Annotated in this window: 23 protein-coding genes; 15 read left to right on the plus strand and 8 right to left on the minus strand. The window is 45.0% G+C overall.

Going from position 1 to position 23,080, the window contains the following annotated elements; translation table 11 throughout:
• Nucleotides 1–51: 51 nt before the first annotated feature.
• Nucleotides 52–351, minus strand: a complete 300-nt coding sequence (locus ACQEXR_RS06250; protein WP_426952735.1) for a hypothetical protein — start codon at nt 349–351, stop codon at nt 52–54.
• A 185-nt stretch (nt 352–536) separates the two neighbouring features.
• Here ACQEXR_RS06250 and ACQEXR_RS06255 point away from each other — a divergent pair, with 185 nt between their 5' ends.
• Both ACQEXR_RS06255 and ACQEXR_RS06260 read left to right on the plus strand, forming a co-directional pair.
• Entirely contained in the window at nt 537–1,937 is a 1,401-nt protein-coding gene (locus tag ACQEXR_RS06255) for a PLP-dependent aminotransferase family protein (protein ID WP_426952734.1), read from the plus strand.
• 85 nt (nt 1,938–2,022) lie between these two features.
• Entirely contained in the window at nt 2,023–2,226 is a 204-nt protein-coding gene (locus tag ACQEXR_RS06260) for a hypothetical protein (RefSeq protein ID WP_426952732.1), read from the plus strand.
• Between the two features lie 56 nt (nt 2,227–2,282).
• On the opposite strand, the gene ACQEXR_RS06265 is transcribed toward ACQEXR_RS06260, so the two are convergent.
• The 3 genes from ACQEXR_RS06265 to ACQEXR_RS06275 form a co-directional block, all read right to left on the minus strand.
• On the minus strand, nt 2,283–2,522 hold the full coding sequence (locus ACQEXR_RS06265) for a hypothetical protein (RefSeq protein ID WP_426952730.1): 240 nt from the start codon (nt 2,520–2,522) through the stop codon (nt 2,283–2,285).
• Between the two features lie 170 nt (nt 2,523–2,692).
• Nucleotides 2,693–4,093, minus strand: coding sequence for an asparagine--tRNA ligase (gene asnS / locus ACQEXR_RS06270; protein WP_138971177.1), 1,401 nt, complete (start codon nt 4,091–4,093; stop codon nt 2,693–2,695).
• Nucleotides 4,094–4,273: 180 nt separating this feature from the next.
• Nucleotides 4,274–5,887 carry a methyl-accepting chemotaxis protein gene (locus ACQEXR_RS06275; RefSeq protein ID WP_427019967.1) on the minus strand — a complete coding sequence of 538 codons (1,614 nt, stop codon included), beginning with the start codon at nt 5,885–5,887 and terminating at the stop codon, nt 4,274–4,276.
• A 289-nt stretch (nt 5,888–6,176) separates the two neighbouring features.
• Here ACQEXR_RS06275 and queD point away from each other — a divergent pair, with 289 nt between their 5' ends.
• On the plus strand, nt 6,177–6,539 hold the full coding sequence (gene queD, locus ACQEXR_RS06280; RefSeq protein WP_171052143.1) for a 6-carboxytetrahydropterin synthase QueD: 363 nt from the start codon (nt 6,177–6,179) through the stop codon (nt 6,537–6,539).
• Between the two features lie 62 nt (nt 6,540–6,601).
• On the opposite strand, the gene ACQEXR_RS06285 is transcribed toward queD, so the two are convergent.
• The 3 genes from ACQEXR_RS06285 to ACQEXR_RS06295 form a co-directional block, all read right to left on the minus strand.
• Nucleotides 6,602–7,963 (minus strand): L-serine ammonia-lyase, encoded by a 1,362-nt coding sequence (locus tag ACQEXR_RS06285; protein ID WP_138971179.1) that lies wholly within the window; start codon nt 7,961–7,963, stop codon nt 6,602–6,604.
• 95 nt (nt 7,964–8,058) lie between these two features.
• On the minus strand, nt 8,059–9,312 hold the full coding sequence (locus ACQEXR_RS06290) for an aromatic amino acid transport family protein (RefSeq protein WP_426952724.1): 1,254 nt from the start codon (nt 9,310–9,312) through the stop codon (nt 8,059–8,061).
• A gap of 289 nt (nt 9,313–9,601) precedes the next feature.
• A complete protein-coding gene (locus ACQEXR_RS06295; protein ID WP_426952722.1) occupies nt 9,602–10,210 on the minus strand; it encodes a CoA pyrophosphatase in 609 nt (202 codons plus the stop codon).
• A gap of 84 nt (nt 10,211–10,294) precedes the next feature.
• Between ACQEXR_RS06295 and ACQEXR_RS06300 the strand changes: the two genes are divergently transcribed.
• Nucleotides 10,295–10,843: a heme NO-binding domain-containing protein gene (locus ACQEXR_RS06300; RefSeq protein ID WP_426952721.1), complete on the plus strand. Its 549-nt coding sequence runs from the start codon at nt 10,295–10,297 to the stop codon at nt 10,841–10,843.
• On the plus strand, nt 10,830–12,539 hold the full coding sequence (locus ACQEXR_RS06305; RefSeq protein ID WP_427019968.1) for an ATP-binding protein: 1,710 nt from the start codon (nt 10,830–10,832) through the stop codon (nt 12,537–12,539). The genes ACQEXR_RS06300 and ACQEXR_RS06305 overlap by 14 nt, the downstream gene beginning before the upstream one ends.
• Before the next feature lie 11 nt (nt 12,540–12,550).
• Here the strand turns inward: ACQEXR_RS06305 and pabB are convergent, their stop codons facing one another.
• Nucleotides 12,551–13,918 carry an aminodeoxychorismate synthase component 1 gene (gene pabB / locus ACQEXR_RS06310; RefSeq protein ID WP_427019969.1) on the minus strand — a complete coding sequence of 456 codons (1,368 nt, stop codon included), beginning with the start codon at nt 13,916–13,918 and terminating at the stop codon, nt 12,551–12,553.
• A 168-nt stretch (nt 13,919–14,086) separates the two neighbouring features.
• Between pabB and ACQEXR_RS06315 the strand changes: the two genes are divergently transcribed.
• The 10 genes from ACQEXR_RS06315 (at nt 14,087) to ACQEXR_RS06360 (ending at nt 23,035) form a co-directional block, all read left to right on the plus strand.
• Nucleotides 14,087–15,610, plus strand: coding sequence for a fumarate hydratase (locus ACQEXR_RS06315; RefSeq protein WP_138971185.1), 1,524 nt, complete (start codon nt 14,087–14,089; stop codon nt 15,608–15,610).
• A gap of 126 nt (nt 15,611–15,736) precedes the next feature.
• A complete protein-coding gene (locus ACQEXR_RS06320) occupies nt 15,737–15,922 on the plus strand; it encodes a hypothetical protein (protein ID WP_138971186.1) in 186 nt (61 codons plus the stop codon).
• Between the two features lie 119 nt (nt 15,923–16,041).
• The gene (locus ACQEXR_RS06325) at nt 16,042–17,418 is read left to right on the plus strand and encodes a YcjX family protein (RefSeq protein ID WP_427019970.1); all 1,377 of its coding nucleotides are present in this window, start codon (nt 16,042–16,044) and stop codon (nt 17,416–17,418) included.
• Nucleotides 17,415–18,464, plus strand: a complete 1,050-nt coding sequence (locus ACQEXR_RS06330) for a YcjF family protein (RefSeq protein WP_427019971.1) — start codon at nt 17,415–17,417, stop codon at nt 18,462–18,464. Before ACQEXR_RS06325 ends, ACQEXR_RS06330 begins: the two co-directional genes overlap by 4 nt.
• Before the next feature lie 100 nt (nt 18,465–18,564).
• Nucleotides 18,565–20,109: a transcriptional regulator TyrR gene (gene tyrR / locus ACQEXR_RS06335; RefSeq protein WP_331417828.1), complete on the plus strand. Its 1,545-nt coding sequence runs from the start codon at nt 18,565–18,567 to the stop codon at nt 20,107–20,109.
• Nucleotides 20,110–20,688: a ribosomal protein S5-alanine N-acetyltransferase gene (gene rimJ, locus ACQEXR_RS06340; protein ID WP_138971190.1), complete on the plus strand. Its 579-nt coding sequence runs from the start codon at nt 20,110–20,112 to the stop codon at nt 20,686–20,688. It abuts the gene before it with no gap.
• A complete protein-coding gene (locus ACQEXR_RS06345) occupies nt 20,685–21,278 on the plus strand; it encodes an HD domain-containing protein (protein ID WP_138971191.1) in 594 nt (197 codons plus the stop codon). Before rimJ ends, ACQEXR_RS06345 begins: the two co-directional genes overlap by 4 nt.
• A 19-nt stretch (nt 21,279–21,297) precedes the next feature.
• Complete coding sequence (locus ACQEXR_RS06350; RefSeq protein ID WP_138971192.1) at nt 21,298–21,771, plus strand: DUF2947 domain-containing protein; 474 nt, start codon at nt 21,298–21,300, stop codon at nt 21,769–21,771.
• A gap of 278 nt (nt 21,772–22,049) precedes the next feature.
• Entirely contained in the window at nt 22,050–22,217 is a 168-nt protein-coding gene (locus ACQEXR_RS06355; RefSeq protein ID WP_171052144.1) for a hypothetical protein, read from the plus strand.
• Nucleotides 22,218–22,387: 170 nt separating this feature from the next.
• Nucleotides 22,388–23,035: a GTP cyclohydrolase II gene (locus ACQEXR_RS06360; RefSeq protein ID WP_171052261.1), complete on the plus strand. Its 648-nt coding sequence runs from the start codon at nt 22,388–22,390 to the stop codon at nt 23,033–23,035.
• Nucleotides 23,036–23,080 lie beyond the last annotated feature (45 nt).

Consider the following 23,080-nt stretch of genomic DNA (forward strand, 5'->3'; position numbering starts at 1 on the left):
AAGCGGCGGGAAAGTAAAACGCACCCAGATAGGTGCGTTAAAAGGAGAGAGTTACTTTTTAAGGTTTAGCTGCGATTCAACCGCGTTAGCCTCGATGTCTGGACTTTTGCTGAGTTTGTCAGCTGCCCATTGATTGAGATGGGATAGAATTGCTTTAACGGCATGCTGCTGCGTGGCTTCTTCTCCTTTTGGTAACTCAAGGTCTTGTTTAGGATGTGAGCCAGTCGCATCTTCAGCAATGTGGAGCCAATCTGGGTGCCAGTAATATGGTTGACCACTTGGTGTTATCCAGCTATGAACGCCATTGCTTTCGCCTTTGTATTCAATGTGTGACGAATTGTACTTTGTCATTATTATCATCCCTTGTAAGGTTATTTGGATCACTTTAACCTGATAAATGTAACAGACTTACTGATATTTAATGTGATGAATCTCTATAAACAGAATGCGCTAAAGCGAATCTTTGTTAGTGAGATGTGGCGAAGCTCATCGATAGAGCTGTTGTGGTATCTTTGCCGCTCACATAAGAGGGTAATATGCATCGCTATCAACAATTAGCAAGTCAACTCAAGCAACAAATTGAAGCGAATACATGGCGTTCGGGCGAGAAAATCCCATCATTAAGAGCGACCAGTAGAAGTTTTTCGGTCAGTTCTGCAACGGTTCTTCAGGCTTATCAAATCCTCGAATCTGAAGGATGGATTAAGGCGCGTCCCCAATCTGGTTATTATGTTACTTCACGCCTTGGTATAGAGACTCCCCAACGTGAAGAGGCATCGATTCGCCCTGAATACCACGATGAGTTGTATGCGTTTTTAAAAAGTAATACACAGGCAGAAACGGCTTTAGGTTCTGCGTTTCCCTCACCGAATCTGTTTCCTATTGCAGATCTCAATCGTCATTTAGCCGCTGCGGGTCGTAAGTTGCCTGCCGAAGCCATTATTCACAATATGCCTCCTGGCAATGAAGCTCTGCGCCGATTGATTGCCCAGCGGTACATTACCGAAGGGATCAATGTATCGCACCAAGACATAGTGTTGACGTCCGGAGCGATGGAAGCTTTGAACTTGAGCCTCGAAGCGGTGTGTGAGCCTGGTGATACGGTAATCATTGAGTCGCCGGCTTTTTATGGTGCACTCCAAGCTATAGAGCGTCTAAAACTGAAGGCGATCGAAGTGGTCGTCGATCCCGAGACTGGGCTTTGTATTGACTCTCTGGCAACAGCGTTAGCAGAGAATGATGTCAAGGCTTGCTGGCTGATGGCAAACTTTCACAATCCAACCGGAGTCTCTCTTTGTGACGAGAAAAAGCGCAAAGTCATAGAGTTGGCAGACCAGCACGACGTCTATATCGTGGAAGACGATGTCTATTCAGAGCTTTACTTTGGTGACGACAAACCTTCACCGATTAAACTGTGGGATCGCAATGATAACGTCTTGCTATGTGGGTCATTTTCTAAGTCTCTCTGTCCCGGATATCGTATAGGTTGGGTCGTGAATAGGGCGCTCAATGAAAAGCTGCAAAAGCAACAGATGATTTCCACACTAGCGGGTAGTGCACCGATTCAGCAGGGCGTTGCTCACTATCTCCAATATGAAAGCTACGACAACCATTTACGTAAACTGCGCAAGCAGCTCAGTCATCGACTGGCGGCTTTCATCACGTCAATTCAGCAAGAATTCCCAGCGGATACTGTGATTTATGAACCTAAAGGTGGGTATTTTGTGTGGTTGCAGTTTTCTCAACATATTGATACCCATAAAATTTACCAACAGTTATGTGAGTTAGGTATCTCTATCGGTTACGGTCAGCTGTTCAGTTCAAAACAGCAGTATCAAAACTGTATGCGCCTAAACATTTCATTTGAGCACAGCGAGACGTTGTCGCAGGCGATAAGGCAGCTTGGCATACTGTTAATGGAACAGAGTAACAACTGATAGGGTGTTTTTGTTTTAAACTGTAGTGCTGCCAAAAAGTGAAGATGTGTTGCAATTGTCCCAATAGTCAAACAAGGGATAAGTTATGGAAAAACAACACTATCGGCATGAGTCTCGGCTACTTATCGTGGCTGTAGTATGCGCGGCGCTGCTAGTATTTGGGCATGTTATTCTGGCCAAATCTTTTGCGCAGCTGGCGTGGACGGAGTACACCGCGGCGGCGATTCCGTTTGTTATGCTGGGGTTATGTCTGTTTGGCATCTACTACGCTGCTAAAGCTAGCGACTGAGCATACCGTCAACGAGACATCTTGGGCCGCCCACAAAATGGGAGGCCTAACTTAACTTAGCTATTATTCTTGTTATTGAGGTGATCGACAATTGCTTGTTTGGCATGTTGCTCGTTCGCCGTTTCCCCGTCTTTCAAATCTAACGGCTGTCTACCGTGCAACCCAGTAATGTCTTCAGCAACGTGTAACCAATCTGGATGCCAATAGTAGGGTTGCTCACCCTGAGGATGGTCCCAGCTATGAACGCCTTCTTTTACGCCATTGTAAGAGAGGTCTTCAATTTTAAATAGTTTCATAATCATCACTCTACTGCGTTGAAGATACTTTTACATTAGCTCTTTTGGTGGTGCTTTTCTAATACCAGCTATGATAAGTAAGTGTTCAAATTTCTATACTTGAATTGCAACTGGCATAAAAAAACCTCCGCGTTGGCGGAGGTTTTTATAGATTGAGTTAACTTCGATGATTAGAAGTTTGCAGAGCGTGGTGTACGTGGGAATGGGATCACGTCACGAACGTTGCCCATGCCTGTTACGTAAGACACAAGACGCTCAAAACCTAGACCGAAACCAGCGTGTGGCACAGTGCCGTAACGACGCAGGTCACGGTACCAGCTCATGTGCTCAGGGTCGATTCCCATTTCACGCATACGTGCATCAAGAACATCTAGACGCTCTTCACGTTGAGAGCCACCAATGATTTCACCGATACCCGGAGCTAGAACATCCATCGCTGCAACTGTTTTGCCATCGTTGTTAAGACGCATGTAGAACGCTTTAATGTCTTTCGGGTAGTTCTTAACGATTACTGGCGCTTTGAAGTGTTCTTCTGCTAGGTAACGCTCATGCTCAGAAGACATGTCGATACCCCATTCAACAGGGAACTCAAACTCACGACCAGAATCCAGAAGGATTTGAATTGCGTCGGTGTAGTCTACCTGTGCGAAGTCTGAAGATACAAACTGTTCAAGGCGAGTAATCGCTTGTTTGTCGATACGTTGGGCAAAGAACTCTAGGTCATCACGACGCTCTTCTAGTACCGCTTTGAATACGTACTTCAGCATGTCTTCGGCAAGCTTCGCTACGTCGTCTAGTTCTGCAAATGCCACTTCAGGCTCTACCATCCAGAACTCCGCTAGGTGGCGACTGGTGTTAGAGTTTTCAGCGCGGAACGTTGGGCCGAAAGTGTAAACTTTGCTTAGTGCACAAGCGTAAGCTTCTGCGTTTAGCTGACCGGATACAGTTAGGAAAGTCTCTTTACCGAAAAAGTCTTCGTTGTAGTCAACTTTACCTGCGTCAGTACGAGGTAGGTTTTCCATGTCTAGCGTAGATACGCGGAACATTTCACCTGCACCTTCCGCATCTGAAGCCGTGATCAGTGGTGCTGATACCCAGAAGTAACCTTGTTCGTGGTAGAAACGGTGGATCGCTTGAGAAAGACAGTTACGAACACGTGCAACTGCACCGATGACGTTAGTGCGAGGGCGTAGATGCGCTACTTCACGTAAGTATTCGATAGAGTGACGAGTTTTTGCCATTGGGTAAGTTTCAGCATCTTCAACCCAACCAACAACTTTAACGTCAGTCGCGGCAAGCTCAAAGTCTTGACCACTTGCTGGAGATTCAACAATCTTACCTGTTACTTCGACAGAGCAGCCTGTTGTAAGCTTTAGTACTTCGTCGTTGTAATTATTAAGATTATTAGGGACCACGGCCTGAATCGGGTCGAAACAAGAGCCGTCATAAATGGCAAGGAAAGAGATTCCAGCTTTGGAATCACGACGTGAACGGATCCAGCCACGAACAGTCACTTCACTGTCTACTGCTAGCTGACCTTTCAAAACGTCTGATACAGGCGCGTAAGTCATGTTTGAAATATTCTCCATTGAGGTAAAAATTCAACCCAATGCGTGATACTCAATAGAATAAATAATGAGCAAACATTGGGTTGGATAGAATTCTATAGATTCAATGGAACATATTACCTTTCAAATATTATGCTTCAACCTTTATTGTCACTTAGTCGAACAAAAAATCCCATTATTCGCCTATTTCTTGCCAGAAAGTGTGAATTGATCGAGTAGAGTCTCAAGATGTTCAGAAAGTTGCTCAAGATTCATACTGATATCGTGGGTCTTAGCCGCAGACTCTGATGTTTGATTGGCATGTCGGGTAATGACTTGTACTTTGTTTTGGACTTGGTGGCTCAGTTCTGCCGTATTGCTGGATTGTTGTTGGATGCTATTGGCATGAGCGAGAGCTTGTTTCATCTCTTGAACGACTTCAGACATAGCATGGGACAATGCTTCAATTTCTGTTGAACGTTCGTGAGCGGTTCCACAGACCGTGTCGACGGAAGCCAGCGAGGCCTCACTGTCTTGCTGGAACTGAGAAATGATTGCTTCGATACTGCTGGTCGCTTCAGCGGTGCGACTTGCTAGATTACGAACTTCCTCAGCAACCACTGCAAAACCACGACCTTGTTCGCCCGCTCGAGCGGCTTCGATAGCGGCATTAAGTGCCAACAAATTGGTTTGTTCCGCGACACCTTTAATGACTTCGAGAATGCTAGATACCTCAGCAGTCTGGTTGTTGAGTTCGACAATGCTATCTTTGACTTGCTCGATATCGGTCACTAGTCCCTTGATCTCATGGCTGGCACTATGTGCTTTCTCAGCACTTTGCTCCGCGATATGCGTGGTGTGCTTGATCAACGATGAGGCGTTTTCGGTCGCTTGTTCAACCTGAACCTGCTGAGACTGCATCTGTTCAATGTTGTATTGCACCTCAGCGGTTTCAGTTTGCTGATTGGTCGCTGCACTGTCTGTCACTTGAGCAACTTGGGTCAGTTCAGATGCGCTACTTGCGACTTTATGCGACGTGGATTGAACCTGAACTAGGCTATCGTTGACGGTGTCCATAAAAGAGTTAATCGCACCAGATAGCTGGCCGATCTCGTCATTTTGCTTACTATCAAGACGCTGAGAGAGATCTTTGGTTTCGCTAAGGCTTTGCATAAAGCCGGAGGTTTTCTGAATCGGTCTAACGATGATTTTACGGATGAGACCCAGAGTGATCAGAAAGCCAACAAAACCGAATGCAGACATGATGGCTAGAGCGATCAGCGCTCGGTCCTTAATGAGGTCGTTAACATGAGAGAGGTTGTATTCGAGACGAATTGCACCTAGGACTTCGCCTTCTGGCGCTATATGACAGGCAACACAGTTGGTGCCGCGATAGTTTTCGCTTGCTTTCATTGGTAAGGCAACAACGATGCCTTTGCCCCAATCGGCAGAGAAAGGTTCTATAACCAACTCACCGTTAAGTGCACGCTGGTCGATATCATCGACAGGTTTCTGGTTCTCTTGACCAGCGCCGTATAACTTACTGACGGCTTCACCGCGCAAAACCCTAACTTGTTCAATACCGTCTTGCGCTAATGCTTTTTGTCGTAAAGTCTCTTTTTGCGCCATTGTGCCCGTTAACATCATCATGTTCAGGCTGTCGAAATAGTTGCTTGCTTTGTCGTGTAGTTGTTCACTCAGCACCGAGTTTATTAACTCTCGCTGCTGTAAATATTGGTAGGTGGTAGATGCAACAAGTACTAAGCCGAAGACCGTAACCAGTGTGATGAGCAATTTATTTGTTATGGATATGCGCATTATCAGAAATAGTATTAATAATTGGAATAGACTTCAAAAAGTCTCGCTTATCTATCGACGGAAGGGAAGACGGTAAATTTTATACTGTGACCTTACTCTCTGTGAGGCTTTTGTAAATGTGATGTAAGGGGACTGTAAACAAGTAATTGACGTGCGACATTATTTCGACGTTCTAGAGGTGTTTTTCTGCGGGCAAGCGATTTCCTTATTGCAATCTGACCTGCAAAGCTTGTCACTACTATACTTATTCCTTAGTATTGCGCCTCTTTCGAAAAGCCTGAGAATCAAAATGAAAACTGAATTATACAAAGAGTTTATGTTTGAAGCGGCACACCACCTTCCACACGTTCCTGAAGGGCATAAGTGTGGGCGCTTGCACGGCCACTCTTTCTTAGTTCGCCTCTATGTTGAAGGTGAAGTTGACCCACATACAGGCTGGGTTGTCGACTTCGCTGAAATCAAAGCTGCGTTTAAGCCTATTTATGATCGGCTAGACCACTACTATCTAAATGATATTGAGGGGTTAGAGAACCCGACCAGTGAGGTGCTGGCAAAATGGATTTGGAACGAGCTTAAGCCGAGTCTGCCGCTTCTCAGCAAAGTAGAAATAAAAGAAACTTGCACCGCGGGATGTATTTACAAGGGTGAATAATCTCCTGATGTAGAGTAAAAAAGCGAAGCATACTTCGCTTTTTTTGGGTTCATCAGTAAAGTTTAGCAAATAACTTTAATTGCTAGGCCACCTTGAGATGTTTCACGGTACTTAGCATTCATGTCTTTACCTGTCTCTAGCATTGTTTCGATAACTTTATCTAGAGAAACTGTTGGAGCTGACGAGCGACGTAGCGCCATACGCGTAGAGTTAATTGCTTTAACCGCTGCGATGCCGTTACGTTCAATACATGGTACCTGAACCTGACCCGCTACTGGGTCACATGTTAGACCTAGGTTGTGTTCCATCGCGATTTCAGCTGCCATACAAACTTGCTCTGGGCTACCACCCATCAGTTCGGCTAGACCAGCTGCTGCCATTGAACATGCAACACCGACTTCGCCTTGACAACCTACTTCAGCACCTGAGATTGAAGCGTTACGCTTATAAAGACCGCCGATTGCGCCAGAAGCCGCGAAGTAACGGATGTAGTCTTTTTCAGTCACAGTCTGAATGAACTTATCGTAGTAAGCCAGTACCGCAGGAATGATGCCACAAGCACCGTTAGTTGGTGCTGTTACAACACGGCCACCTGCTGCGTTTTCTTCGTTAACGGCAAACGCAAACATGTTTACCCAGTCAACAACAGACATTGGGTCGTTAGTGGTTTTTTCAGAAGTCAGCAACTGTTGACGTAGTGCTGCAGCACGACGTGGTACGCGTAGTGGTCCAGGCAGAATACCTTCTGTATTCATACCGCGATCCATACAGTCACGCATTGTCTTCCAAATATTGGCGAAGTAAGTACGTGACTCTTCATCTGAGTGCAGAACCGCTTGGTTTTTCATCACTAGTGTACTGATAGATAAACCGTGTTCTTTACACTGATTCACAAGCTCTTCAGCGGTTGTGAATTCGTAAGGTGTTTTAATCGGGTTCTCTTCTTCTTTGCCGAAGTTTTCTTCATCAACAATGAAGCCACCACCGATAGAGTAGTAAGTCTTTGAGTACACTTTTTCGTCACCGATCCAAGCGTGGATCTGCATGCCGTTTTCATGTAGCTCTAGGTTGGTGGTATGGAAGTTCATACCACCTTCTTTCGGGAACGATACTGTATGACAGTGCATGCCAACAGGAAGGCGCTCAGTTTCTTCTACGCGTGCAATAAAGCCCGGAATAGAATCAATATCCACTTTCTCAGGGGTGTTGCCTGCAAGACCCATGATGATGGCGATATCTGTATGGTGACCTTTCCCTGTCAGTGATAGTGATCCATAAACGTCCACGGTGATTTTAGTGATGTCGCGCAATTTTCCCATTGAGCGTAAGTCATCAATAAACTCTTTACCCGCTTTCATTGGTCCCACTGTATGTGAGCTTGAAGGACCAACGCCGATCTTATAGATGTCAAAAACACTAATCATATCGATTACCTCAAAAGTAAGCCTCCCAGGGGGAGAGGGAGGCTTTTTATTATCGTTATATTCTTGGATTAATCAGACTAAATTTAGTCTTTAGATTAAAGAGCGCCGTAGATTACAGAACTAATTGCCGCAAGACCACAGATTGTTGTGAAAATCTGTACTGGAGCAGAAGTTTTGTACTTAGCCATTGCAGGAACTTTCTGCATCGCGAATACAGGCATTAGGAACAAGATAGCTGCAATCATTGGAGCGCCCATTGTCTCAATCATGCCTAGGATGCTCGGGTTAACGATAGCAACGATCCAAGTAGTGATAACGATGAACAGCAGAGAACCTTTTTCGATCTTGCTTACAGGCGATTTAGCGCGAGACTTGATTAGACCAACTAGACCTTCATGTGCACCTAGGAAGTGACCGAAGTAGCTAGAAGTAATCGCTGCAAATGCAACTAGAGGACCCATGTAAGAAATCAGTGGAGATTCATGCACGTTCGCTAGGTAAGAAAGAACAGAGATGTTTTGCTCTTTAGCCAGCGATAGCTGCTCTGGAGATAGAGAAAGTACTACAGAGAACACGAAGAACATTACGAAGCCCATAAGCATCATCGCAGCACCACCAGTGATAGAGTCAGTTTTTTTAACTGCATCTTCACCGTACTGTAGGCGTTGTTCTTTAGAGAACTGAGAAATGATAGGACTGTGGTTGAAAGAGAACACGATGATAGGAATTGCTAGCCATACAACTGTTGGCATTGAGCTCCAGTCTGGTGCTACTTCAATCATCGACGTGTTCCAATCAGGGATAAGGTAGAAAGAAAGAGCAAGAAGGATTGCAACAAGTGGGTAAACCATTGCTGAAGTCGCTTTTAGCATCAATTCTTTACCAAATACCACACCCGCAGTCATTGCTGCGATAAGTGCGCCTGATAGTAACCAACGAGGAATGGATTCCATACCCATTTGGTTTACTAGGAATGAATCGACCGTGTTTGTAATACCAACACCGTAAATTAGAACGATTGGGTAGATAGCGAAGAAGTAAGCAAAAGTAATAAGGTTTGCGCCAGTCTTACCAAAATGTTCTTCAACAGTGTCTGTAATGTCAGCTTCAGGGTTTTTCGCTGATAGTACAAAACGTGCTAGAGATTTATGAGCGAACCAAGTCATTGGTGCCGCGATTAGAGCAAGGATAACTAATGGCCAAAAACCACCAGCACCCGCTTTAATAGGAAGGAAAAGCACGCCAGCACCTACCGCAGTACCGAAAAGCGACAGACACCAAGTGAAGTCTTTGTAAGTAAACTTACTAGACGATTGTGCGGTTGAAGCCGCAGAAGTTGTAGTATTCATTTTGTGATACTCATTTTTGGGAACAGGAAATAAGTCGGGGGCAATTTTGCATAAAAATCTTGCAGGAAAACTAGATCTAAATCATGAATTGATACGAGCTATGTAATGATATGTCAAAAACAGGTTTTTGCTCACGAAAATGATGTGCTACTAGTGATTTATGCTAATGTGTGACATTAGAAAATCTAATGTTGTTATTATTTTGTTTTATCTTTGTCGCAAGAAAACGGTTGCCTTATTGATAGTTAATTTAACTAATGTGAACAGAATATGTTGTTGTATGAGTAAATTAGTATTGATGCATTATATGATTCTGCATGGCGTGAATGATTTGCGCGGTCATTCCCCATATAAAGTGGTGTTGATATGACAAACCAAAGACACGATGTGAAAAATTGTTAACCTTAAATTTCTGACTATGGAGGTGATTTTTATCCAGAATGATCGAAGCAGGGACTTCAAACAGCTCGTCGACCTCATTCGCATCGATCTGGATTTCGTAGTCGGGCGAGATAAACGCTAAAAAAGGCGTGACCGTAAACTTACTAATGGTCACCAGTTCCGGCATTTGACCAAAGATCTCTATTTTATTCCTATCTATACCGACCTCTTCAAAGGTTTCTCTTAACGCTGTCTCTGCTAAGTTCGAATCGGAAGCCTCGTATTTACCGCCAGGAAAACTGATTTGACCAGGGTGGTGTTTGAGGTGTCGTGCTCGGCGAGTAAAAATGATGTTTAATCCGTGCTCGCGTTCAACGAACCCAATCAGAACGGATGCTTTACGAAGATGACTCTGTTTTAGGTGCGCGACTCGTTTTAATGCCTCTTGGTTATAATCGACAGTCTGCAGCAACTGAAAGCGTTGAATAATGTGGTTTTTATTTAGTTCTGACAACACGTTAGCTCCTTCATGTATTTGAAAAAGGCGTAAATATGACTCATGCTTTCTACTATACTCAAACAAGCAAGGATAGCGCTAAATATGAAAGGGATTATCTTCACTGAGTTTATGGATCTTGTGGAGCAAAAGTTTGGTTTAGATGAGTTGGATAGCTTACTTTTAGCTGCGGAAGATAGCGGTGTGTACACCACAGTCGGTAGCTATGATCATCGCAAACTTGTTCGACTCATTGTACACCTCAGTAAACGCACAGGAATATCACCAGAAGAACTGCAGCGTTTATTCGGACAATCCGTTTTTAAGAACCTGTATAACACTCTACCTAATAATTTTAGCCTAGAAGATTGCAAATCGTCTTTTCAATTCATTAAGTTAGTCGAGGACTACATTCATATTGAGGTCAAAAAACTCTACCCAGAGGCTAACCCGCCAAGATTTGACTTTATTAGCCAATCCAACACGGAATTGGTTTTTGACTATGTGAGTGTTCGTTGCATGTCTCATGTCTGCTTTGGTCTTATTGAAGGATGCGCTCAGTTTTACAATGAAGAATTGGCAATCTCTATGGATAAGGTTACAAGTGATGGCAGCCAAGTTAGATTTAAGGTGGAGCTGATTGGACAAGCATAATCAAAGCGGCTCGCCATTGGAGCGTAAGCTGCAGCGTGCGATAGAGGCGCGTAAGCAAGCCGAACAGTTGCTCGAAAGTAAGAGTTTGGAGCTATACCAAGCCAACCAACAATTAGAGTTAGTGTTGACGCAGCTTAAACACCAGACGCGCAGTGACCTCGATAAATTAGAGTTTGAGCAACAGATCAATGAAGCGCTAATTCACTACGGGCGAGCCTTCCTTAGACGTACCTTAGATGATGGTATGATTGCTAGCCTATTAGAGCGATTATCCTCAACGAAAGCCATTGAACGTGCTGCACTTTTTATTGAATCCAATTTAATTTCGACCATCGAGGGAACTGAGTTTGGTCCGGTGTCTGCGCGTGAGATTAGTGCGGTAAAACCCTACTCAGTTTGGCAAGGCGATGTATTGTGTTTGCCGATCGAAATTGATCATAAAACTGCTGGCGAGCTATCTGTGCGTGTCAGCGGCACTCAGATTGACCGGGATTTTATCACTAGCCAGATTACGCTCATTGGCGAACTGCTTTGTAGTGCGATTAGTCGCCAGATTATTGTAACCCGCCATCAAGATGCACGTGCTCGGGCAGAGGAATCTGAGCGTTCAACTAAAGAGTTCGTCGCGATGATAAATCATGAGCTACGAACCCCTCTAAATGGCTTACTTGGCAGTGCTGAACTGCTTGCCAGCACTCCTCTCGATGAAGAGCAGCAAACCCTGCTTTCTAATCTCAGTCACTCAGGCGATCTGCTGCGCCACATTATCAACGATATTCTCGATTTCAGTAAAATGAATGCCGGAATGATGGAGCTCATCCCTTCACAGTTTATGTGGCAAGATCTGCACAACATGATTAATGGGATTTTCCAGCCAAAAGCTCAGGAGAAGGGTGTCGGATTTGAAATTGAACGAGCAACGGAGATGCCTGCGGCGTTTATCGGTGACTTCGAACGAATAGGACAGATTTTGGTGAACCTTGTCGGCAATGCGATTAAGTTTACCGCGCAGGGAGAGGTCAAGTTAGTTGCCAAATGGCAAGCGGGTAGCTTGTGTGTCGCCATTATTGACAGCGGTGTTGGTATCAGTAAGGAATTACACAACAAGCTGTTTACCCCTTTTGTTCAGGTTGATAGGTCGGCAAAACGAAATTTTGAAGGGACAGGCCTTGGACTGGCGATTTGCAAAAACCTTGTTGATCTGATGGCGGGTGAGATCTCTCTGACTAGCGAACTGGGGCAGGGAAGTTGTTTTGAAGTCAAGCTCCCGCTTAAAGTGACACAAGCCGAGCCTCATAAAGAGGCGATAAAGGAGGCGGGACTAAGTAATAAATCGTTCGACAATTTAGCGATATTGGTTGTCGACGATATTCGTATGAACCAAGTCATCATCAATCAGATGTTGAAAAAACTGTCTATTACCCCAGATATTGCCACCAATGGTATTGAAGCGATCAAAGCGGTCGCTATCGGTCACTACGATATCGTCTTCATGGATTGCCGAATGCCTGAGATGGATGGCTTTGAAGCAACGACCTATCTTCGTCAGCAGGAGTGTACCTTGCCTATTATTGCGTTAACGGCAGGGACGACGTTAGAAGAGCGCGAAAAATGCATCCAATGTGGGATGGATGACATCTTAACCAAACCCTATACCGCCAAAGACTTGAAACTGATGCTCGAAAAGTGGACTTGAGATCTGTCCACTTATTCAGTAAGGACTGGAAGTATCCGGCTCAGTTTGTCGAGCGTTTCTTGATATTCGCTATCACACTGACTGTCAGCAACTAGGCCACCACCGGCCCAGACATGCAATTGCCCTTGTTCAGCGACCAGTGTTCGTATTGTGATGCTGGTATCCATTTGTCCATGACGACTGATGTAACCAATGCTGCCACAGTAGGCGTTACGACGATGAGGTTCCAGCTCTTCGATGATTTCCATTGCTCGGACTTTAGGTGCGCCGGTGATAGAGCCTCCCGGAAAGGACGCGCGCAGTAAATCAGCGGCGCTATATTGGTCATCAAGTTGAGCGCGAATAGTGCTCACTAAGTGGTGAACGGCGGGAAAACTCTCAATGTCGAACAATTTAGGGACATGTACAGTGCCGGGTTTGGCAACTCGCCCGACATCATTGCGCAGCAAGTCAACAATCATGAGATTCTCAGCTTGATCTTTTTCAGCATTGGCTAAGTCGTTTGCAGCTTGCTGATCAATGCTAGGGTCATCGCTACGTGGGCGAGTCCCTTTGATCGGTTTGGTCTCGATAAGACGCGCTTTGACTTGGAGGAAACGCTCAGGAGAAACACTTATTATTGCGCCTTGCTCGGTACGAATAAATGCCGAGAAAGGCCCTTGATTGACCTGCTCAAGCTTTTGATAAGCCTGCCACTCACTCCCTTGATAAGGTGCTGTAAATCGCTGTGCCAAATTGATCTGATAGCAATCTCCTGAACGAAGGTACTCCTGAACTTGTTCAAATTTGCCACGGTAGTCCGCTTTGGTCATGTTAGAGCACCAAGGACCAACAAGTGCGAACGGGTTACTTTTTTCTGGTGCGTGTTGGTTCAACCATTGCCAGTGCTTGTCAACGTTTTGTCCGACAATACTTGCGTTCTGAAGTTGATGATCGACGATCAGCGCCCAGTCATATAATCCAACCGCCATATCGGGTGTTTTCAGGTCATGCTCCGCCAACACGGGCATGCGCTCGACGCGACGACCCAAGTCATACGCAAAATAACCCAGAGCCCCACCAATAAAAGGAAGCTCACCATCGTACTCAATATCGGGCAACACGCGTGCCTGAACGTGTTTGATTAGCTCAAACGGGTTGGTGTCGGAGATTTCGATCTTATCGGCCATTTTTATGGTACTTCTCTCGCCCGTAGTGATGATTGTAGCGATGGGCTGTGCGACCAATATGTCAAAACGGCTATCAACATGAGTGGTTGAAGGTGAGCGAAGCAACATTGCCCAAGGCAAAGATTCGATGTGATTAAACAGCGAAACCGCTAGGTCATTTTTATAAGGGATCGGTTTGATTTCTAAGCGATTTGGCTTGATGTTATTCATTTGTTTAATTTGTGACAAAGAGATCGTTGATTACGTGGCGTGTTGAGAAAAGCAAGAGTATCATAATGGCATCAAAGGTCGCTACACCAGTGTTTCGCAAATATAAAATCAATAAGCAAACGCTTGTGTTCGGCTAGAAAAGGAAGCACAAAAATAACGAGGCATGCAATGACCGTAATTCGTCAACAGGATGTGATCAGCAGTGTAGCTGATGCGCTCCAGTACATTTCTTATTACCACCCATTAGACTTTGTCCAAGCCCTAGAAAAAGCCTATCAACGTGAAGAGAGCCAAGCGGCGAAAGACGCAATTGCTCAGATTCTGATTAACTCTCGTATGTCTGCGGAAGGGCATCGCCCAATCTGCCAAGATACTGGTATCGTCACTTGTTTCGTCAATATCGGTATGGCTGTGCAGTGGGACTCTACGGATCTAACGGTACAACAGATGGTCGATGAAGGTGTTCGTCAGGCTTACACTAACCCTGATAACCCACTTCGTGCATCGGTTCTCATGGATCCTGCGGGTAAACGTATTAACACCAAAGACAATACACCTGCGGTTGTTCATATCAACATGGTTCCGGGCGATAAAGTTGAGATTCAAATCGCGGCAAAAGGCGGCGGTAGTGAAAACAAAACCAAGATGGTTATGCTGAACCCATCAGATGACATTGCTGAATGGGTTGAAAAAACGTTGCCAACCATGGGTGCAGGCTGGTGTCCACCGGGCATGCTTGGTATCGGTATCGGCGGTACCGCTGAAAAAGCGGCGGTGCTGGCAAAAGAATCACTGATGGAGCACATCGATATCCAAGAGCTTATCGACCGTGGACCACAAAATGCAGAAGAAGAGCTCCGTCTTGATATCTTCAACCGCGTGAACAAGTTGGGTATTGGTGCGCAAGGTCTTGGCGGCTTAACCACAGTTGTTGATGTGAAAATCAAAACAGCACCCACTCATGCAGCATCCAAACCGGTATGTTTGATCCCTAACTGTGCGGCGACTCGTCACGTGCATTTCACTCTAGATGGTTCTGGTCCTGCTGATCTGACGCCACCGAAATTGGAAGAGTGGCCAGATATTACTTGGGAAGCGGGAGCGAACACGCGTCGTGTTAATCTCGACGAAGTGACACAGGCTGATGTTGAACAGTGGAAAACGGGTGAAACGGTACTGCTTTCAGGCAAGATACTCACTGGTCGTGATGCTGCGCATAAACGTATTCAAACGATGCTTGCAAACGGAGAAGGTCTACCAGAAGGTGTCGACTTCAAAGGCAAGTTTATCTACTACGTAGGCCCAGTTGACGCGGTCGGTGACGAAGCCGTAGGTCCAGCAGGTCCGACAACGTCGACACGTATGGATAAGTTCACAGACATGATGCTGGAAGAAACGGGTATCATGGGTATGATTGGTAAAGCTGAGCGTGGTCCAGCAACGGTTGAGTCAATCAAGAAACACAAAGCGGTTTACTTGATGGCGGTTGGTGGTGCGGCTTACTTGGTTGCTAAAGCGATTAAGAAAGCACGTGTTGTCGCGTTTGAAGACTTAGGTATGGAAGCGATCTACGAGTTTGAAGTGGAAGATATGCCTGTCACCGTCGCGGTTGACTCTAACGGTGCAAATGCTCACCAAATCGGCCCTGATACGTGGAAGGTGAAGATTCAGGAAATGGAATCTCAATCTTAATCACGTTTGTTAAGTTTGTGAGAAATCACAGATTTAATTGGCAGATATTTGACAAAGGTGGAGCAAAAGCTGCACCTTTTGTCTATATACTCTAATTTATTCTTATTCTAAACGTCAGGAGAGCACATGCCTCGCTTTATTCAAATTCTTCAGATAATCATTGCTGTGGTTATCGGCGCATTCGTCGGATATGACCTCATTCTTCATGGCATCAGTATCTTTGATGAAAAATATGTGACTATCACTTGTGCTTTGTTTGTGTTGCTTGAAATCGCACTGTTTGTTGTTTACAAGTTGATTGAAGACGATTAGTGCTCAACCGTAGTTTTACAACTTTAAGCCTCTGATTTTTATCAGAGGCTTTTTTGTTCATCTAGGATTAAGGTTACAATCAGTAAGCTAGTGGTCAGTGTGTATAAAAGAGATAGTGAATGAAGCATATTACTCAAGAAGTGAATGATTTAATCAGCAGAAGCGTCGATTCCCATGTTCGTATTGCCGTAACGGGTTTATCTCGAGCAGGTAAAACGGCGTTTATCAGTTCGCTAGTCAACCAGCTTCTTCATACTTCCACTCACGATAACTTACCTCTGTTAAGTGCTGCGCGTGACAAGCGTTTGGTTGGCGCAAAACGTGAACCGCAAACCAATATGCTCGTTCCTCGTTTTGGTTATGATGAGGCGATGGAACATGTCCTTGCTTTGCCACCGCAATGGCCTGAGCCAACGCGAGACGTCAGTGAAATACGTTTAGCGCTCAAGTATAAGCCAACCAAGAAAACCAAGAAGCTGTTTGGCAATACAGCAAAGTTACATATCGACATTATCGATTATCCGGGCGAATGGCTGCTGGATTTACCCCTGTTGGACATGAATTTTCATCAATGGTCTCAAAAGCAATTTGAGGCGTTAAAGGGGGGACGTAAAGAGTTGGCCGAGGTTTGGTTAGCGCAATTAGATAAGCTGGATCTTTCAGCGCCACTGAACGAAAAAGAACTCGCTCTCATCTCTCAGAGCTATACGGAGTTTCTTTTCTCATGCAAAGAACAAGGATTGCACTGGGTACAACCGGGGCGATTTGTGTTACCCGGCGAACTGGAAGGGGCGCCTGTGTTGCAGTTTTTCCCTTGTTCCTTTGATGACAATGCCAAGGTAGCGAAAGGCTCAAACTTGGCCATGTTGAAGGCTCGCTATCAGGAGTATCAGCAAAAAGTGGTTAAGGCGTTTTATAAGCACCACTTTTCAACGTTCGATCGTCAAATTGTGCTGGTGGACTGTTTGCAACCACTTAACGCGGGTTATGAGTCCTTTCACGATATGCGCCAAGCGTTAGAGCAAATCATGCATAGCTTCCGTTATGGTCGTAGCAGCATGCTCAAGCGTCTGTTTGCTCCGCGTATCGATAAAGTATTGTTTGCCGCAACCAAAGCAGATCATGTGACACCAGAACAGCATCCGCATCTCGTTTCTCTATTACAACAAATGGTGCATCCTGCATGGCAAACCGCCTCTTATGAAAACATAGAGATGAATTGCATGACGATGGCGTCAATACAGGCGACGGAGACGGGTTATATCAGTCAGGGTGAGCAGTCTTGCCCTGCCATTCGTGGAACGACGCTTGATGGAGAGACCATGACGGTATTTCCAGGTGAGGTGCCGAGAAAGCTTCCTGCAGCGGATTATTGGCAGAAGCAAGGGTTTGAGTTTACATCATTCAGACCGAGAGAGTGGGGTGGAGATGACCCGTTACCGCATATCCGAATGGACAAGGCACTAGAGTATTTGATTGGGGATAAGCTGAGATGAGTACGTCAGATAAAACGCAACTAAAACAGAAACACGTCTTCGACCAGACGTTTGGCGATGAGTCGTCCCCCATTCAACAAGAACTGACCTCACAGAAGCACTTTGAGCCGCAAGAAAAATTTGTGCCCGTTGAAATTGAAGTCGAACATCAAGCTGACCGGACAGAGCAAAATCTAGAGCAAATTATTCGACCCCAAAAGGGTTCAAAGTGGTTTTCGATAGGCTTGTTAACTGCATTTTCAGGCTTGGTCGGGTGGCAAGCGATAGATAGCGTTGTCACTGCTATTCAAAGCGCAGATTGGCTCTCATTGGGGTGGTCAGGGTTTATCGCGACCATCGCTATGTTTGGAATTGGTTCCATTGGACGCGAACTATATAAGCTGCGTAAGCTACGCAATCACTTTAGTGTACAAGAGCAAAGTGAGGCGTTGCTTGCTGCCAATAGTGTTGGCCAAGGGAAAGCATTTTGTCAGTCAGTGGCGAAACAGTCAGGTATTGGTACTGAGTCACCAAGTTATGACCGTTGGATCAATAGCATCAATGGTTCACATAGTGATAGTGAAGTGCTTGAAATGTATGACGCCATGGTGGTGGCAGAGCAAGATAAAATAGCCACTAAGATAGTCTCACAGCATGCAACAGAATCAGCGGCTTTGGTGGCGATTAGCCCACTTGCCATTGCTGATATGTTACTTGTCGCGTGGCGAAACTTCAAAATGATCGACAACCTCGCAGACGTTTATGGAGTAGAGCTGGGTTACTGGTCTAGACTCAAATTGTTCAAAGCGACTCTGGTCAACATGGCCGCTGCTGGAGCGAGTGAACTGGCGGTTGATGCAGGTATGGATCTGATGTCGATGGATCTCGCTGGAAGAGTCTCTGCCAGAGCGGGTCAAGGATTGGGTGTTGGCATTCTGACCGCAAGGTTGGGGCTCAAAGCGATGGCTTTACTTAGACCTTTACCGTGGAACAAAGAGCGCCAAGTTAGGTTAGGGGCGATCCGCAAGCAAATCGTTGAAAAAGTCGCCGCTATTACAATCAAATAGTGCGAATGTGAAGCAAGTAATATCAGTTTGCTTGACGAGGATCTAGGCTTAGTAGAAACTACTGTCAACTTTTCGTGACACCTTAGTTAGGAACTCATACGTGCGTCTAGAAGTTTTTTGTGAAGACAGACTTGGTTTGACTCGTGAATTGCTCGATATTCTTGCTTCGAAAAACATTGATCTTCGCGGTATCGAAATCGATGTGAGCGGTATTATCTACCTCAACTGTCCGGATATCGACTTTGATACCTTTAGTGAGCTTATGGCTGAAATTCGCCGTATCTCAGGTGTTAATGACGTTCGAAAAATCCAATTCATGCCAATTGAACGCCACAATAATGAGCTGATTTCTCTGCTTAACAACCTGCCAGAACCGGTATTAGCTATCGATTTAAAAGGCAATGTGGATATGGCAAACCACGCCGCGTTGACCCTATTTAGTCGTGAAGAAGCGGAAATCATTGGTCATCAGATCACCTCGTTGTTGCCTAACTTCAATTTCGCTAAGTGGGTTGAAGGTAAGATAACTCGATTGAGAGAAAATATTGTCATCGGTGGTTTGGATTACATGATGGAAATCATGCCTGTCTATATCAGTGATGAGTCAAATGAGTCTGTGCTGGCGAGTACGGTGATGATCATCCGTTCCGTACAGGAAAAAGCGATATTTGATGACTCTTTACCACTACACAATAATCTTGGGTTTGAGCATTTTGTCGGGGTGTCAAATAGACATAAGGCGCTGATTAGCCAAGCTAAGAAGCTGTCAATGCTAGACCAACCGCTACTCATTCAAGGTGAAACGGGAACCGGTAAAGAGATGCTAGCTCGTGCATGTCATAACCGTTCAAATCGCGCTTCTAAGCCGTTCTTGGTTTTGAGCTGTGCTTCGATGCCTGACGATGTTGCTGAAACTGAATTATTTGGTCACGCACCGGGTTCATTCAACCATGAGCAAGGCCATAAAGGTATATTTGAGCAAGCGAATGGCGGCACGGTTTTCCTTGATGAAATTGGGGAGATGAGCCCGCATCTGCAAATCAAATTACTGCGATTGCTACAAGATGGCACGTTTAGACGTGTCGGAGAAGAGCATGAAGTTCATGTCGATGTTAGGGTGATTGCTTCAACCAGACATCAACTGGCTGATTTAGCCGAGTCAGGCGTGTTCCGTGAAGATCTTTTTTATCGTCTCAACGTGCTTACATTACTTATTCCACCGTTAAGGGAACGCTCAAACGATATTGCACCGCTGCTTGAATTGTTTGTTGCTAAGTACGTAAAACAACTAGGCATATCGAAGCCGATCATCGCAGAGGATCTGGCTGACCAGTTAGTGACGTATCAATGGCCAGGTAACATGCGCCAGCTTGAAAACATGGTGCTTCGCGCTTTGACCGAGCTTGAAACGGACGACTTGACGGCGGATCTTTTCCATCTTCCTCAGCTCGAAACTCCGACATCAAATGGGCCGATATTGAGTTTGGATGGTTCACTTGATGAGATCATGAAAGAGTACGAATCTCAGGTGCTAGAACGCTTATATCACTCATTCCCGTCTAGTCGTAAACTCGCCAAGAGACTCAATGTTTCTCACACCTCGGTGGCAAACAAGTTACGTGAATATGGAATAAGAAAAAATTAAATGGAAAGAGTGAGTACCCCTACCCAAGTCTTTGAGTGGGATGAGGACATCGTCGTTCGTAGTGCAGAGCCTATGGATGGAAAACTGATCTCAGATTACTTTATTGCAAACAGAGAGCATTTAAAACCGTGGGAACCCAAGCGAGACGAAGCCTTTTTTGATGAATCCGGATGGACTCAGCGACTCATCAAACTCGCTGAGCTTCATCGAATGGGGCTGGGCTACTATTTGCTGATCCTTGACCGTTCGACAAATGAAATGTTAGGCACAATCTCGTTTAGCAATATCGCTCGGTTCCCATTCCATGCGTGCAATGTCGGTTACTCCCTAGCGCACTGTGCACAGGGAAGAGGCGCGATGACACGAGGATTAAAATTAGCGGTCAATTACATGTTCAACATTCAGAACATGCATCGCATTATGGCGAGTTATATGCCGCGCAATGTTCGCAGTGAAGCGGTATTGGAAAGGGTAGGATTTCAAAAAGAAGGCTTTGCGAAAGACTACTTGCTCATTGATGGGCAATGGGAAGATCATTGTTTAACGTCATTAGTTAATCCGAATTGGACACAAGTATGAGCGCTTCAAGATTAGAACAACAGTTGGCTCTGCTCATGGAGCTTGACCAGCTTAAATCCGTACTGAGACGCACCCGAGTCAAAAGCGCGGAAGGAAGGCTAGAAAATAGTGCTGAACACAGTTGGCATGTCGCTTTGATGGCGATCTTAATGGAAGAACATGCCAATCAACCGGTAGATATTTCTCGCGTGGTGAAAATGTTGCTTCTTCACGATGTGGTAGAAATTGATGCAGGTGATACCTTTGTCTATGATGTTGCCGCGTCGGCACAGCAAGAGCAGAAAGAGCTTGAAGCAGCCCAACGTTTGTTCGGTATGCTGCCAAGTGACCAAGGTCAGTCTTTGCTAGAACTGTGGCTAGAATTTGAATCTGCGACGTCAGCAGATGCTAAATTTGCCAAAGCATTGGACAGGATTATTCCAATGCTTTTGAACTACCATAACCAGGGGCAAAGCTGGCAAGAGCATGGTGTTACACGACAACAAGCGCTAACAGTGAATCAAAAAATAGAGTACGGCTCTGAGGCTCTATGGGAAAAAGCGCAGCAAATTATTAATGATGCGACTCTCAATGGCTGGCTAAAAGCATAACGCTTTAAGAGGAATATTAATGTCATACCAAACTTTGGACCAATACCAAAGAAAATGGATTTTTACTCACCAATCTATGCCAGTACCCGAGGCTGACTTAGAATCAATCAAACCGATGTCGCAAGCCCGAGCGTCTCAGTTATGGAAAGAAAACATCAGTGCTCAAAGTCCTGACTCAGAGCGTTTTAGCTCTAGTGACTGGCCGATGAAAGAATCTAACTGGAAAGAGACGGTGGACTGGATGTCTGCTTGGGAGTCCGATGATGAAGCGTTGCCTGCGGCAGTTGACGCTTTTATTGACTGGCAAGACGACGTTACGGTGTACTTTTGCTATGAGAAGTACAATATCATTGAGACCAAATGGTCGGTGTTTAAGAAGCATTGGAAGAATTTTCTTTTTTACGATGATGGCCCAATTTTAATTGGCCGCCGCCGTGGCGAAGCGCTTTGGTTTGATACCCAAGGCAATGTCAAAATGGGATTTCGAAAATAAAAAGAGCAGCCAATGGCTGCTCTTTTTATGTGCTATATGTGTCACTGTCTCAAAGTCGGGTCTATACTCGTCCCGATGGGGAACTGTTTTAAAAGATCATTGCTGGATCCAATAAGTGCCGGAAAAGTAAAGAGTTTGATCAATGAAATGATGTGATTTTAATCCCAAAAATGAACCTATATTTTGCGTGGATTTGGTATTTTGGTATCATTTTTTAGACAAATTAATTCAATGTGTAGTTTCTACAAACCATAGAGTCTTAGGGAAAAGCAGTGGCCATGAACATATCTAAATTACGCGAAGATTTTTATGCTCATATAAGTGCAATTCAAGCTTACGCGCTTCCGCAATCCAAGCCGACCTTATCGCTGCTGACAGATGAAGAGGTGCGAGAGTTAGAAGCATGTTGGATTGAACTTTCTGTGTGGAAGAACCAACAAGATTAAACACCTCTGCCCCTGTAGTCATATCATTGAATATTGATAACCTCGCGATTTCTGATCGTCGAGGTTTTTTATTGCCATAAATATCAAGTGTTATATTATAACAATTGTGATCTAATCGTTGAATTCTAGAGTAAGAGTCCCCATAGTTATCATCAAGTGGAGCATTATCAATGAATGCAGCGACAGAATTAAAATATCAAGAAACCCAAGTGAGTAAAAATATGGCGGAAGTAAGAGCCAGAGTCGAATTCAAAGTCGGTGCTAACAGCAGTATCGATGCAGAACTTCTTTCTTTCCATGGATTGAAAACCGAAAAAGAGCATGTTGCGGTCATTTTTAAACATGCCGATCAAACTCAGCAAACCCCGCTGGTTCGCATGCATTCTGAATGTCTTACAGGCGATGTATTCCATTCATCCCGCTGCGATTGCGGCGAGCAACTTGATGAGACGATTAATCGCATGGCGGAATCTGGCGGTATTATCCTTTACTTGAGACAAGAAGGTCGCGGTATTGGTCTATACAACAAGATAGACGCATACAAGCTGCAAAGCGAAGGCATGAACACCTACGAAGCGAACAATCACCTTGGTTTTGGTGATGATTTGCGTGATTTTACCGAAGCCGCACAGATGCTAAAGGCACTCGGCATTGATAAAATTCGCTTAGTGACTAATAACCCTAAGAAAGTAAACGATCTTAAGCAATTCGGCATTGAGATCGAACAGGTTGTCAACACTTCTGCTCACGTTAAAGACGGTAACCAAGGTTACCTGAAAGCGAAAATGTCTCACGGTAAGCATAACCTAGACTTGTAATCCCACGAATCACGTATGTTGATAAAAGCCTCACTTCTGTGAGGC

It is taken from the genome of Vibrio sp. TRT 2004 (assembly GCF_050113735.1).
GTDB lineage: Bacteria > Pseudomonadota > Gammaproteobacteria > Enterobacterales > Vibrionaceae > Vibrio.